The organism is Massilioclostridium coli, assembly GCF_900095865.1.
Taxonomy (GTDB): Bacteria; Bacillota; Clostridia; order Oscillospirales; family Ruminococcaceae; genus Massilioclostridium; species Massilioclostridium facile.
The window spans coordinates 1-14,670 of sequence record NZ_FMIZ01000004.1 but is presented as its reverse complement, the minus strand read 5'-3'; the positions used below and the strand labels follow the sequence as shown (position 1 = coordinate 14,670).

At 39.1% G+C, this 14,670-nt stretch carries 14 protein-coding genes and 2 tRNA genes; 4 read left to right on the top strand and 12 right to left on the bottom strand.

Features of this window, described 5'->3' with window-relative positions; all coding sequences use genetic code 11:
- Window positions 1–38 precede the first annotated feature (38 nt).
- Genes BQ2683_RS00150 through nuoE form a run of 3 tightly spaced genes read right to left on the bottom strand, consistent with a single transcriptional unit; the run spans window position 39 to window position 4,106 of the window.
- Entirely contained in the window at window positions 39–1,736 is a 1,698-nt protein-coding gene (locus tag BQ2683_RS00150) for a [FeFe] hydrogenase, group A (protein WP_069986673.1), read from the bottom strand.
- A gap of 5 nt (window positions 1,737–1,741) precedes the next feature.
- A complete protein-coding gene (gene nuoF / locus BQ2683_RS00145; RefSeq protein WP_069986671.1) occupies window positions 1,742–3,625 on the bottom strand; it encodes an NADH-quinone oxidoreductase subunit NuoF in 1,884 nt (627 codons plus the stop codon).
- On the bottom strand, window positions 3,615–4,106 hold the full coding sequence (gene nuoE, locus BQ2683_RS00140) for an NADH-quinone oxidoreductase subunit NuoE (protein WP_069986668.1): 492 nt from the start codon (window positions 4,104–4,106) through the stop codon (window positions 3,615–3,617). Before nuoE ends, nuoF begins: the two co-directional genes overlap by 11 nt.
- A 282-nt stretch (window positions 4,107–4,388) precedes the next feature.
- Between nuoE and BQ2683_RS00135 the strand changes: the two genes are divergently transcribed.
- The 4 genes from BQ2683_RS00135 to BQ2683_RS00120 all read left to right on the top strand — a co-directional run bounded on the left by BQ2683_RS00135 (window position 4,389) and on the right by BQ2683_RS00120 (window position 7,608).
- Window positions 4,389–4,766 (top strand): ArsR/SmtB family transcription factor, encoded by a 378-nt coding sequence (locus BQ2683_RS00135; protein ID WP_083256303.1) that lies wholly within the window; start codon window positions 4,389–4,391, stop codon window positions 4,764–4,766.
- Between the two features lie 30 nt (window positions 4,767–4,796).
- A complete protein-coding gene (locus BQ2683_RS00130; protein WP_083256302.1) occupies window positions 4,797–6,965 on the top strand; it encodes a heavy metal translocating P-type ATPase in 2,169 nt (722 codons plus the stop codon).
- Window positions 6,966–7,320: 355 nt separating this feature from the next.
- Window positions 7,321–7,409: transfer RNA gene (locus BQ2683_RS00125), tRNA-Ser, on the top strand.
- A gap of 108 nt (window positions 7,410–7,517) precedes the next feature.
- Window positions 7,518–7,608 (top strand) — tRNA-Ser (locus BQ2683_RS00120).
- 260 nt (window positions 7,609–7,868) lie between these two features.
- On the opposite strand, the gene BQ2683_RS00115 is transcribed toward BQ2683_RS00120, so the two are convergent.
- From BQ2683_RS00115 to BQ2683_RS13320, 9 genes are all read right to left on the bottom strand, one after another.
- On the bottom strand, window positions 7,869–9,098 hold the full coding sequence (locus BQ2683_RS00115) for a Fic family protein (RefSeq protein ID WP_069986664.1): 1,230 nt from the start codon (window positions 9,096–9,098) through the stop codon (window positions 7,869–7,871).
- Between the two features lie 289 nt (window positions 9,099–9,387).
- A complete protein-coding gene (locus BQ2683_RS13770) occupies window positions 9,388–10,449 on the bottom strand; it encodes a GH25 family lysozyme (protein ID WP_069986662.1) in 1,062 nt (353 codons plus the stop codon).
- Window positions 10,450–10,464: 15 nt separating this feature from the next.
- Entirely contained in the window at window positions 10,465–10,740 is a 276-nt protein-coding gene (locus BQ2683_RS00105) for a phage holin (protein ID WP_083256300.1), read from the bottom strand.
- The gene (locus tag BQ2683_RS13945; protein WP_069986660.1) at window positions 10,730–11,068 is read right to left on the bottom strand and encodes a hypothetical protein; all 339 of its coding nucleotides are present in this window, start codon (window positions 11,066–11,068) and stop codon (window positions 10,730–10,732) included. Before BQ2683_RS13945 ends, BQ2683_RS00105 begins: the two co-directional genes overlap by 11 nt.
- The gene (locus BQ2683_RS13575; protein WP_235843866.1) at window positions 11,069–11,773 is read right to left on the bottom strand and encodes a hypothetical protein; all 705 of its coding nucleotides are present in this window, start codon (window positions 11,771–11,773) and stop codon (window positions 11,069–11,071) included.
- Entirely contained in the window at window positions 11,770–12,870 is a 1,101-nt protein-coding gene (locus tag BQ2683_RS00090) for a right-handed parallel beta-helix repeat-containing protein (protein WP_069986659.1), read from the bottom strand. The genes BQ2683_RS13575 and BQ2683_RS00090 overlap by 4 nt, the downstream gene beginning before the upstream one ends.
- Entirely contained in the window at window positions 12,845–13,072 is a 228-nt protein-coding gene (locus tag BQ2683_RS00085; protein WP_069986657.1) for a hypothetical protein, read from the bottom strand. Before BQ2683_RS00085 ends, BQ2683_RS00090 begins: the two co-directional genes overlap by 26 nt.
- A gap of 10 nt (window positions 13,073–13,082) precedes the next feature.
- A complete protein-coding gene (locus BQ2683_RS00080; protein ID WP_069986655.1) occupies window positions 13,083–13,742 on the bottom strand; it encodes a hypothetical protein in 660 nt (219 codons plus the stop codon).
- Between the two features lie 10 nt (window positions 13,743–13,752).
- Window positions 13,753–14,670, bottom strand: a 918-nt coding sequence (locus tag BQ2683_RS13320; RefSeq protein WP_159427338.1) for a hypothetical protein, incomplete at its 5' end; no start/stop codon positions are given.

The following is a 14,670-nucleotide window of genomic DNA, read 5'->3' as shown; positions in this document are numbered from 1 at the left end:
AACGGAAGCAATAAAATCTTCCGTTTATTTTTTATGTATTATTTATGGTAATGAACATGTAATAAATCTTTGGTCCGGTTCTTCAAAATACCATTATACAATTCTTTTACCATTGGGTTTTCTCCAGAACGTTTAATTTGCGCAACTTTATCCACACGATAAATACCTCTTGCTCGCATTTTACGTCCTCCACGAAGATTAAATGGCTGCCCTGCTCCAGAAATACAACCTTCTGGGCAGGCCATTACTTCTACAAAATCGTAATGGCGTTCTCCGTTGGTAATTTGTTGGATAATTGTTTCCGCATTATTTAACCCGCTTACTACAGCAATTCGGATTGGATTTCCCTCCACTTCGATTTCACATTCTTTTATCTCGTCCGCGCCACGTACACCAATAAATTCTAGTTCCCGCAATGCGACGGAACTTTTGTCATCCATCACATGACGAATCACAGCTTCTGTAACACCACCAGTAACCCCAAAGATAGCACCACCACCAGAATACAAGGAAAACGGCATATCCGAAGCTTCTGGTTCCTGGTCGTTAAATTTAATACCAGTTTCTTTAATCATCTGGCATAATTCAGAAGTAGTTAAAACTAGGTCAATATCCGGCACACCTTCCCGGACAAATTCTTCCCGTGCGGCTTCTGCTTTTTTTGCGGTACATGGCATAATAGCAATCATAAAGGTCTGACGGTCATCCATTTCGTCCTGTTCCCGATAGTATTCTTTAATTACTGCCCCAAACATCTGCATTGGGGATTTACAGGAGGATACATATTGCATTAACTCTGGATGTTTGGTCTCCATATAACGTACCCATGCTGGACAACAGGATGTGAACAATGGGAATTCTTTTGTCTGCCCCTTTTTGATTCGTTTTACAAATTCCGCCGCTTCCTCTGTAACCGTTAGGTCAGCGGAAAGGTTGGTATCATAGATATGGTCAAATCCCATTTTCCTCAAGCTAGCCGCGATTTTACCCATTACGTTTTCTCCAGCAGGCAGACCGAACTCTTCCCCCAACGCAACACGGACAGCTGGAGCGATTTGGACGACAACTCGTTTAGTTGGGTCATAAATTGCGTCCCATGCCCGGTCAATTTCGTTTTTAATGGTAATTGCCCCTGTTGGACAGACAGCCGCACATTGGCCACAGTTGACACAGTCTGTTTCCGCAATACTCCGTTCAAACGCAGGGCTGACAATCATATTGGAACCACGGTATGCAAAATCAATTGCCCCAACGTTTTGTACCTCATTACACATACGTACACAGTCACCACAAAGGATACATTTTCCAGGATCACGTACAATCGCTTTCGAAGAAGTATCCATCGGTTTTTTGACGGTGGTATTTGCAAAGCGTACAGATTTAATGCCGAAACGGTATGCTAAATCCTGCAATTTACATTTTCCACTTTTTTCACAAACCGTACAATCCCTACAGTGAGCAGATAACAACAATTCCAGAATCATCTTCCGGTATTTCTGCAATTTTGGAGTATTGGTTTGGATTACCATTTTATTTTTTGGAGGAGTGGAACAGGAAGCCATAATCCTTCCACGTTCATCTTCCACTACACACATACGGCATGCGCCGTAAATGGACAGGTCAGAGTAATAACACAAGGTAGGCAATTCGATTCCTGCTTTCCGCACAACATCTAAAATATTTTTTTCCTGGTCGAATTCCACATGGATTCCATCTACAATCATATAATTTGGCATTGTTCTTATTCCTCCCGAATGGCATTGAATTTACAGCCTTCTTTACAGCTGCCACATTTGATACATTTGCTTGTATCAATAACAAAAGGCTTTTTGATTTCTCCGCTGATTGCGCCAACTGGACAGACCCTTGCGCATTTACTACAACCTTTACATTTTTCTGGGTCAATAACGTAGTTTAACAGTGCTTTACATTCCCCAGCTGGACATTTTTTATCCACTACATGGGCGATATACTCTTCACGGAAATATTTTAAAGTACTAATGACAGGATAAGCAGCTGTTTTACCTAATCCACACAATGCGGTTTCGGAAATCATCTGAGATAATTCTTCTAACATAGTGATATGCTCCATGGTACCACGTCCAGCAACAATATCTTCTAACAGTTCCAACATACGCTTTGTCCCTTCACGGCATGGAACACACTTTCCGCAAGACTCATTTTGGGTAAATTTCATAAAGAAGCGGGCAACTTCTACCATACAGCTTTTATCATTCATAACAACCATGCCGCCGCTTCCGATCATAGCGCCAACTTTTTTTAAGGAGTCATAATCCAAATGTAAATCCAGATGGTTATGGTTTAAGCATAAGCATCCGCCAGAAGGACCACCAATTTGTACTGCCTTGAATTCTCCGCCTTTTACACCGCCGCCAATGTCAAAAATAACTTCACGTAAAGTAGTTCCCATTGGCACTTCGATTAATCCGGTATTGTTTACGTTTCCAGTTAAAGCAAATGCTTTTGTACCATGGTTATTTTCTGGACCAATTGTTTTAAACCAATCTGCCCCTTTTAAAATGATAGAAGGAACATTGGCAAATGTTTCTACATTGTTCAATACAGTTGGCTTTCCAAATAAGCCCTGTTCTACAGTACGAGGAGGTTTTACACGTGGCATGCCACGGTTCCCTTCAATGGAGGCAGTAAGTGCGCTACCTTCTCCACAAACGAATGCGCCTGCACCCTGGTTAACATGTAAATCAAAATCAAAACCAGAATCCAGAATATTTTTTCCCAGCATCCCTTTTTCCTTCGCTTTTGCAATAGCAGTATTCAACCGTTTTACTGCCAGTGGGTATTCCGCACGCACATAAATATAGCCATGATGTGCTTTTGTAGCGATTCCGGCAATAATCATTCCTTCAATGACACGATGAGGGTCCCCTTCCATAATGCTCCGGTCCATAAATGCACCCGGGTCACCTTCATCCCCATTACAGACAATATATTTTTCCTCTTGTGGTTGAGCCAGTACCTGTGCCCATTTCACACCAGTGGGGAAGCCTCCGCCTCCGCGGCCACGCAGATTACTCTCAGAAATTTCATCAACAATTTGCTGGCTGTCCATTTCAAATAAAGCTTTTGCCATAGCGCTATAACCGCCAACAGCAATATATTCCTTAATGGATTCTGCGTTGATATGTCCACAGTGTTCTAAAGCAATACGGGTCTGTTTTTTATAGAAAGGAATTTCCTCTTGTTTACTATAAGAATGTTCTGCGTCTTTATAAATCAGGCGTTCTACAACTTCATCATGAAGGATACTTTTTTCGATGATTTCTTCACAATCTTCTACTTTTACCTTGATATATAAATATCCTTGTGGTTCAATGCGGAGTAGTGGGCCCATTTCACAAAAACCATGGCAACCACTTTTTTTGATACCAACGGAACCATGTTCATGTGGTTCTTTTTCTAATACTAATGAGGTATGCAGCCCTTTTTCATTGAGCAATTCCTGCATTCGTGCGTAAATATCCAGAGAACCACCTGCAACACACCCTGTACCTGCGCAAATCAGGATTTGTTTGTACTGGCTATCCAGGGAAGCCTTGTATTCTTTCCTCATCTGAACCAAATCATTATATGTATTAATTCTCATTGGATGCTTCCTCCTGTTTTAGAGTTTGTATCAATTCTTTTGCTTTTTCTGGAGTCATAGAAGGATGGACTTTGTCATTTACAGTACAGACTGGCGCTAGCCCACAAGCCCCCAGGCAGGATACTGTTTCTAAAGTAAACATCATGTCATCCGTCGTGTGTTTGGAATCGGACAATCCTAAGGATTTTCGGAATTCTTCTAAAATTGGCACCGATTTTCTTACATGGCATGCCGTGCCATCACAAATTTTGATAACATATTTTCCTTTTGGTTCTAAGGAAAAATTTTCATAAAAGGTGGCAACACTGTATACCTTTGCTTCTGGCAATTTTAGTTGGTCAGCTATATAGCATAAAGCCTCCTGTGGCAAATAATGATATTCTTGCTGGATATCCTGCATAATCGCAATAATTTCTGATTGCTGATAGGTATGATCTTTTAAAATGTGATCCAGGACCTTTTGTTCTTTTTGGGTCAACATATGCACACTCCCTATTTTAAAATTAATAATGTATTTTATTTTTATATAAATTATATACAAAACATAATCATTATACGATAAGGCTCAAATAAAATCAATAATTTTTTGTGTAATTTACATTTATTTTTGTATTATTAAACAAAAAACATTGTAAAAAACTATGTAATAACGCAAAAAATAAGTTGGATTTTATAAAAAATGAACCTTGACAAAAGATAAAAAAAGAGTTATTATAAGATTAACATATGAATATATGTGCATATATTAAAATAGGTGACTAAATTGAACGAATGTAATGTTCCAGTTTGTAGTGAAAACTGCCCTCATCAAAATTTGATTGATTTAGCAAAACAAAATTTTCCTACTTTAGAGGAAATTGAGGAGTTAGCAGAACTATATAAAATATTTTCAGATAATACAAGGCTAAAAATTATTTGTGCGTTAGGAAAAGATGAACTTTGTGTTTGTGATATTTGTGAACTATTGTCTTTAAATCAAAGTACGGTATCCCACCAGTTACGAATCTTAAAATCCTCCAAGTTAGTCAAATATCGCCGTCAAGGAAAACAAATTTTTTATTCCTTAGATGACGACCATGTAAAAGGGATTATCTTCCAATCATTAGACCACATTCGGGAAGATCGTTCTATTACAAAATAAAAAAGACATTTTTAGAAAGGCGGTTTTATTATGTCAAAATGTTCTTGTAAAGCATGTGCGGCAGCTGAACAGCTTACAAAACCTCAAAATTCCCATTGCCATCACCATGATCACAACCATGAGCAACATTGCCACTGCCAGCAAGTAGAAAGCCATGAACAGGATAGTTGTGGATGTGAAGGTCATGAGCATCACAACCATCATCATGATAGCCATGATCCACCAGATGAAGAAGAACATCATAGGTGCCATGATGCTTGTTGTGAACATGACCATGGAGAAGAACACTGTTCCTGTAAGGCTTGCGTAGAAGGAGAAGCTTTGATGAAACAGGAAACACACCAAGATGAACACAACCATGACCACGGGGAAATGAAAAAGATAGATTTCATTTTGTATGGAATTTCTGTTGCTTGTTTTGTTCTTGCGTTTTTACCGATTCCAGAAATTGTTTCTACCATCTTATTTGGTGCCTGTGTCCTACTAGCAGGATATGATTTACTGTGGAACGGCATTAAAGGGTTATTCCACTTAAAATTTGAAGAAGATACTTTAATGACCATTGCAGCAGTAGCAGCATTTGCTTTAGGGGAACATCCAGAAGCTTGTATGGTAGTGCTCTTATTTAAAATTGGTGAATTTTTGGAGCAGGTAGCAATCAAACGCTCCCGTAAAAATCTGAAAGCGTTAACCGAAATTCGTCCTGATACTGCCAACCGTTTATTAGAGGACGGAACTCCAGTTCCGGTAAAAGCGGAAGAAATACAGATAGGAGAGAAAATCTTAGTTCGTGCTGGAGATAAAGTCCCATTGGACTGTGTTGTCCTCTCTGGACATTCCGCAATTGATAGTTCAGCTTTAACAGGGGAAAGTATTCCAGTTCCAGCAGAAACAGGTAGCCAATTGTTATCCGGCAGTATTAATTTATCTGGTGCCCTTACCTGTCAGGTGAACAAGACATTTGAAAACTCTACCGCTTCCCAAATTTTAAATTTGGTTTATGCTTCTTCAGAAAAAAAGGGAAAAACCGAAAAATTCATCACAAGATTTTCCAAACTGTATACGCCCATTGTGATTATATGCGGTATCCTTCTGGCCGTAGTTCCTCCACTATTGGGAATTTTAGATTTTAAAACATGGATTTTGCGTTCTTTAATCTTTTTAGTAGCTTCCTGTCCATGTGCTTTGGTTATCTCTGTTCCCCTTTCTTTCTTTTCCTCTATTGGAGCAATTTCAAAACAAGGTATCCTCATTAAAGGAACAAAATATGTGGAAACCCTATCCAAAATTGACTGTGTTGCTATGGATAAAACAGGTACCATTACTTCTGGAAAAATAGAGGTAGAACGGATTGATGTAATGCCTGGATTTACCCAAGAACAGGTTTATACCTATGCGGCAGCAGTAGAACAATACTCAAATCATCCAATCTCTCAGGCAATATGTGATTATACTCAAAAAAATGAAAAACTGGAAGTATCCGATGTAAATGAAATTGCTGGTTTTGGCGTTTCCGCTATCATTGATGGGCAACAAATATTATGTGGAAACCAAAAATTGTTAGCTCGTTATCAAATGACCCCTAAAACTTATGCGGCTTCCTACCTTTGTATTGATGGTAAAATTGCTGGAATGATTTATTTAAAGGAAACGATCCCACAAGCCAGTAAAACAATTGTTCAGGAATTAGAACAAAATGGAGTACAAAAAGTAGTAATGTTAACAGGAGATAGTTCTCAAGCTGCCAAAACAGTGGCAGAACAATGTGGTATTAGCGAATACCATGCTTCTTTGTTGCCACAGGATAAAGTGGAACAATTACAACGGTTAAAAACAAACCACACAGTAGCCTTTGTTGGAGATGGCATTAATGACGCCCCTGTATTAGCTTCAGCAGATTTGGGAATTTCAATGGGATTAGGAAGTGAAATAGCAAACAACTCTTCTGATGTCGTAATTATGGGAAACCAACTACAAAACCTTCCAAAAGCAATCCACCTTGCAAAACGCAGTATGGGAGTTGTAAAATTTAATATTGCATTTGCACTATTGATAAAATTGATTGTTATTATCTTAGTAGCGATTGGATTGGCACCAATGTGGTTGGGCGTATTTGCCGATACTGGTGTTACCATTCTAGCAATGCTTAACTCTGTACGGATTTTCTCCTTTGTGCGCAAGAAAAAATATTCTTCATAAAAATCGCCAATCCCCCTCATTTAATGGAAATGAGGGGGATTAATATGCGTTTAAGTATTATATTTCCTTTGAAAATTAACTCTTAATATTTCAAAAATATCAAGAATGCTGTTTTATTAATTCAATAGTAGAGATAAATAAAACAGAAAATAGATTTTTTAAAGATACCGTCGTATATTCATTTTCTGCTTTAAAAAGTATATTGTCAAATTTTATATAAGGCTTTTCATATAGATTCCACTGAAAACTGTTACAAAGAAAGATGTTTTTCTAAATTATTTTGGAAAACTTGTTGACAAAATACAAGTTGTTTGATATAATAAATGTCGTTGCAAATCATTTTAATATTTGATTTGGAGAGGTGTCCGAGTGGTTTAAGGAGCTGGTCTTGAAAACCAGTGATCCCGCAAGGGACCGTGGGTTCGAATCCCACCCTCTCCGCCAACCGAAGATTAACGTGTTATAGTGGAATGTCTACCTTTAGCAAGTGGACACCCTGTAACCGCTTCTATAAAAGGAGCAAACGTAAACTTGGTAGGTGTCTTGTCATTTGGAGAAGTACTCAAGTTGGTGACGAGGCGCCCCTGCTAAGGGCGTAGGTCGGGTAACCGGCGCGAGGGTTCGAGTCCCTCCTTCTCCGCCAAAGCAAAAACCCCGTAATTACTGACAAATCCAGTAGTTACGGGGTTTTCTTATGTTTTTTAGTTCTAAGATTTTACATAAAATTCTTGATTTTTGACTAAAAATCTAATGATTTTCAAGATTATGCAACACGAAATGCAACACGGTTTTAATATAAAAATGAGGTCAGTAAAATGTATTTCAAGAACTCTACTAATAACACGTTAGTAACAAAATTTAATAGTATTTTTGATAAAAAATAAACCCAGTAGGAAATGAATCCTACTGGGTTTTATCATTATATCTTTCTAATACGTTTAAATCAATGTCATAAAGATTGTTGTAACTTTCTTTGGATATTTTCAAATAACCAGCTTCTTTAAATTTTTTGATGTATTTCCGAACAGTAGAAATACTAATATCAGATTCTTTAGCTAATTCATCCACACTAATTCCTCTATCATTAAATAAAGAGTTTAATAATAAATAAAATAATATTTTATATGCAGGCTCCTTTAATTCATCTGATGATTTTATCATGTTTTCTATTTGATTCAGATAAAAAGAAAACCGTTTATTATCATCTTCTAGCCGTTGCAACAAATCTTGTTGGGCATATAATATTATTGTCAAAAACTCAATAATAAAAGGTGTTAAATCACCAAAATTATGAGGATCGTTTCCATAAGTAAAACTATCATAATAGTTTTTAAGCCGATATTTTACCATATACGAAAGACGTAACGCTACTAAAGGCTCTATCTCTTTTGATAAAAAATAACTGCTAATAAAACGGTTCGTTCTACCATTTCCATCATAAAACGGATGAATATATCCAAATAAATAATGAAATACAGCAATGCGTATTAATGATGGAATTTTTTCATCATGTAAAATATTTAATGCTTGTTCCATTTCTGATATAATTTTTGCTTCGGGATAACTTCCTTGATGTATAGGTTTTTGGGTAGGTGATAAAACATTTACAATTTCTTTACGGAACAGCTTTCCGTCAGGAGCGTTATTTTTATCCTCTGCTATTACTTCCGGTAAGCAAAGCTCATTATATAAAGAACGGATATCTTCACAGGCGTTTAAAGGTATTTCTTCATTAATATCCAATAAAAGGAGATATTTTTTAACTAGCCCATATAACCGGCTATTCTTTTTGCGTGAAGGTAAGTGTTCAATAAGCGCATTTATTTCCTGCCTAGTACTTTGCACTCCTTCAATCTCATTTGTTAATTTTACCTCATCAATTAAACATGTTTTAGTAAAGTGATTTATAATATCACCTGGAATTTGGGATAGCATCTCATATAATTTACTTTTATATTCGTAAATATTACAGCATAAAGCATGTATTTCTTTTGATATAACGCAAAAAGCAGGATGCTCTTTTACATAAAAGTTAAAATGATATGTCGATTCACTTTCGTACCTTTTTTGATAGAGTGCTTTTTGTTTTTCTCTATCTTGATAAAAAAGTTTTGATAATAAAACATACTCCATTTTGTTCTCCTCTTTACTTATCATTATTTAGCTAATTGTTACTATTATAATACCAAAATTGCAAAAAGTAAATCGAATTAAGGTAATTTATTATTATATTTATTAATTTCTAATAACAAATTACTTGCAATATGCAAAACTTAAAGTTATTATTTCGTTTTTAATTAATAATATTCTTTGTTTATAGTATAATATATGTTATATGTATTTTCTATGGCACAAAAATAACCCAGCAGGATTTTGTCCCGCTGGGTTATTTTATGTCTATTATTCAATTGTCAACGTTGTTCTATTTAATTTTGATTTTTTGTCCAACATAGATTTTATCTGGATTGGAAATACCGTTGATGCTAGCTAAGTGCTGGTAGCTTGTCCCGTATTTAGCGGCGATGCCAGAAAGAGTATCGCCAGATTGTACCGTGTATGTAACAGATTGAGGAGTGGAACCACCTGTAATGCTCCCACGTCCTCTGATATCGCCGTCGTTGCACCATCCTAAATTACCGTTATTCAGTAAGTATGGATTGCGTGCGCCTTCTACAATACGGGTAATCGTGCCTGTTTTCCACTCGGACGGAATTACTGCCTTATTGCTGTCTGTTTCTGTGCTAGATGCGTAGTAGCTGGATACGGTTACTACATCGCCAACACTATATTGTGTCCCTGTTGGCTGGGGTGGGGTAGGGGAAGATCCAGCAACCCACCCGTTTAACCCTGCTGATTTGATCATTGCGGCATAATCTTTGTACGCAATATTGGTATCACATCCTCCTACAGCATTATTTTTTACACCTGGCCAATGCCCGCCAGTTTCACCAATTTCATTCTGCCAAATACCGCAAGATTTATCTGGCGCGGATTTATCAGGGCGGGCATACCAGAAATCATATGCGGTAAGCTGGCCTGGATATAATTTGTTTTCGTACCAGTCTTTATTTGCATACCACATTACATAATATCCGGCGGATTCAAGTTTTTGGCAAAAGTGTTTGATGATATCGGTAGCCATTTGGCGGGAAATACCACCCCTTTTAGCCTTATATCCATCCGCGTCCTCCATGTCAATAACAATTGGATAGGATGGTTTACGGCCTTGTAACAGCCGTAGCATGTGATTAGCTTCGCTGTCTGCTTCGTCCATATTCATAGCGTAGCTGTATAGATACGCTCCCCATTCAATACCGTTTGTCTCACAGCCTGTAATATATTCCACAAATTTTTTATCATCCTGGCTAGCGATATCACTGCCAACCCCAGCCCGTAGCATCGCAAACTGTGCGCCTGCTGCTTTCACTGCCGCAAAATCTACTGTACCATTGTGATAAGATAAGTCAATTCCTCTAATGCTCATATTATTTACCTCCTATTAATCTTGTTTTGGGCTGTCATATGTAAGTGCCTGTGTACTGTCGGATGTACCCTTAGTGGTAGGGTCTGTGATGGCGGTCCATACGGACGCAATGACGGATACTACAATTACAGGGTTACAGATAGCGTCATATAACGCTTGTCCTAGTGATTTCCAGGTTGTCATATCACTCCATTGCAGCCCCAACCCAACCAAAATAGGGGACACAATAGCAATGATGATCTGTGCCCACCATACAGGGTTTTTGATTCGTACTTTCCAGTTAATTTTCATTGTCATCAACTCCTTCCAAATCCAGGGGTAATTTTGTTACCCTTGTATATAGCTCTGTGCCTGTGCCGTTCCCGCCCAAACTGTGGTAGCTGCGGTATAGGTATTCTACGTTTTTAAGGGCATTTGGGGTGATTACCCCTTGCCCTAAATAGTATTGGCATAACTGATATAACCTATCGTGGAGTATTGCCAGTATGCCATCCTTAACATTTTCCTGTTCTTCCACTTTTTTGGCTAGCCTATGATATCCAGTAGATAGCACAGCGGTTAATCCTACGGCAAGTACCCCGAACAAAAATTCCACCCAATATTCGATTATAAAATCCACTTATTCTACCACCTCCCACGCTTGCGGGTATTCGCCGGGACTAAAATTTGTATCCTGTCTACATCTGTACACATTGCCGTCCTCCCAAATTGCGTATTCGCCACTATGATATATATCGTGAGAGCCCTGTACTGGCACAAATGGGCGGGCTGTTTCCGGACTTGTCCCGTGTAACGATCGCCAGAAGGTATACCATGCTGGGTTATCTGGCGTGATATCAGGATAGGTTGCTGTATCGTGGGATTGATAACACTCCCACGTCTGACCTCTAGCGTTGCATATATCACCGGATGGATGATTTCCTTCCACCCATACTGGGTACAACCCTGATAACTCTAATTTTTGGGTGTCGTTTTCTGGTTTTATGGTGTTAAGTAGTATTCCTGCTAACGCCTGTGCGGATTGCTCCGCACTTGGTATGTATTTGCTATTTAGCCAGGCATTTTCCCCAGCTTCATAAATTTTAATCGCATCATCCATTGGATGTGTTGTTTCTGGGATAGTAATACCATCTATCCATTCATCCGATGGATCAACCTCTATTGGTTGCACTGTCGCATCGTCATATCTATCACTGTATTGGTTTGCTTCCTGTTTGTCTACACAATAATACTGTTTATGTTGTTCGTCCTCTTGCCAAGCAACAACATACCGATATAACAATATTGTTAATCCTTGCACGCAAAATTTTTCTTCATATTTCAATCTGTTCCACCCCCAGAAGCTTGGTTTTTTATGACGACATTATTTTCTACGACAATTTCTTTTCCTCCGGTCACTATTCCTGTGACAAACACTAAATTCCCAGTGACGAATGATTTAACACTGGATGGCAACATTTTGATGGAATTTGCCATGGCATGGTCGCCGCCTATAGTATTTCCAGAAATATTTCCAAAACTTCCTCCAAAAGCAATACCACTTGATTCCGATTGCTTGGTTTCAATGATGTTATTTTCAATGTTATACCACGATCCAGATTGTACAAGCACCCCGTATCCCTTCACGTTGGAAATCACATTATTTGACACATTGAGGTGTTTGCACATATTGTTGATAATTGATATACCATCTTCTTCGTGATCAATAATATAATTGCCGGAAATTATCGAATTGGTACAACTATTTATCTTAATAGCAGACAAGTTGTTTGCTCCTCCTACAAGTACATTATTAATAATACTGATATTATTAATGGCTCCGGCTGTAAAAGAAGCGATTTCAATTGTATTTCCTATAAACCCCGAACAATGTACATTACGCACCTCGGTATTGCTCCCCGTAATTTTTATAGCAGTAGCCGTCCCACTCAGGTCTGTGGTTTCCAACAATAGCGATATATTTCGCAATGCACAATTTGACCCAGCGTACACCAACACTCCTTGAGGGCCAATGCTCGTGTCCGAATATATTTGTGTTGACAATCCATTACCAATAAGTTGTGTGTTATTTTTTAAATCAATTCCAGTAACAACATATCGTCCATCAAGCAGCACAATTTCTCCGCCATCTTCCGGTAGGGCATCAATAGCAGCCTGAATTTTCACTTCATCTGATGTTCCATCACATAAATAATCACAGTCATTTTCTGTCCATCCGGCTACTGCCGTGCCAACGACAACTCGGCAGGTACGGATGGACTTGCCGCCACCAGAGCCACTGGTCGATATTTGACTAATTAGAGTAGGATAGCCATCCAGTTTGGTTGATTCTGGCACTTGTACGCCTTTTGCTGCAATCGCCTCAGCTATAGCAGCTTTGGCGTTATTAAGCCTATCAATCTGTATTTTTTCGTTCCGCATTTAATCCCTCCAAATAGTCAGCCAATATTATTGGCAACTCATCAAGTCTTACTCCATCAGGTGTGGCGATACCGTATTTTTCAAAAACTTCCAAAAATCTTATTTTTGTCTCAATTGTTCGATAAAAAAATTTGTCGATTGTCCCTAATGGCTTGTTTTGAGATAGTGTCATAAGAAATCTTTCTTCCCGCTCATATTTCACCTTATCCCCCCTAGATAGCCGCTAGGGCGTTCGCAATATCGTCAGTAAGGGATATTGTCCCCTTGCCGTCATGATATCCCGCTGGAATGGTATAACTGCCTGTGGTTAGTCCGTCAATCGTAGCGGATACAGCCCCGTTGTTAACCATCGTACCTGCTGTTTTTGTGCCCGCCGCCGTCACAAATGTTTTGGTCGCTAGCACGTCCGCCTCGGTTGCTGTTACTCCTGTTACATCTGCATAGTTAGCAGGGATTGCCTCTACCGTTACTTTGGATAACCCATCATATCCTTCGTCAGGAGTAATATTCTGTTGGGCTTTTGTTGGGGTTACCGTCTTTTCCTGTAAGTCTACGCCTTCGCCAGCGTATGAGCCGGCTACCCCCAAAATGGTAACACCGCTCTTGATATTGCCGGCAATGATTTTAGCTTGTTCGACACTGGCAATCTGTACTTTCCCAGTGCCGTTGTGGTAGCCTGCTGGAACAGAGTATTGTTCCGCCACTGCACTGATATTACCGGACACTGCACCATTATCCGCAATCCCTTCCACAGCCGTTACACATGCCTCTAGATCATCACTAGATTTAGCAAGTCCCATTCCTACTAATTTTGTTCGCAATGCTTCTTTTTCTCCCTGCAAACGTTCGATTTGTATTTTTACATCTTCCATGTCTGCCCTCCTAAATTTCTGCCAGTAAGGCTGCTATATTACCAATTTGGGCATATACCGCAGCCGATGTAACTGGCTTAGTATTGTCCCGCTCTACTTCCGTGGCAGTGTCTACAGATAATTTGTTACCCTCCAGCTTAAGTCCATCGCCGATTTTATAAGACGTTCCACCGCCGGAGTGGTTATCAATATATAATTTTGTGTCCGCAACATACCGGACATCCATATGAGTATCACTATCGTTTTCGATATTGGTATCGGAATAATAGGTATGTACAGATTGGACATTCGGCGCCTCGCCCTTTTCCAGTTCTGATTCGGTAGGTGTGGCAATCTGATAGATTACTGTTAACGGAGTACCTGCGCTGTGTTGGGACGCAATCCACTTTTGGACACTGTCTTTTGTTTCACCAACCACTGCTTTTGGCATGCGGAACACAATATAGTTGGAACTTAAATAGAATCCAACCTCATCTCCACCCCAAATTTCTTTATATTTGGCGTGGCTACATAACGCTGGTGCAAGGGAACTTTTGATATCGGCAACACTAATGTAAAATCTGGTTGTATTGGTAGATGAAGCGTTGACCGAATAGGTTTCCGAACCATCCAGCACAATGGTTTTCACAGGGCTAACCCGTTTGCCGGTACCATCAGAATATAGTTGAATAGTCTCTGATATATATTGCTGACCCTCTATTGTCACGTTTCCGCCGGAGGCTACCGGAATACCAGGTAATCCCCCTGTAGTATCCACTACAAGCGGTTGGGTACTTGTACTGTCATCGTCAACAGTTATAGTAATACTGCCACTATCTCCAACGTGATGGATTTTCTGCGGATATTCCGGAGTAGGGGAGGGAATTTCGTTGAAATATTCTTCCCAAGGTTGAGCGGAAGAACCAGCGTTTAACATCAGCTTGATGGT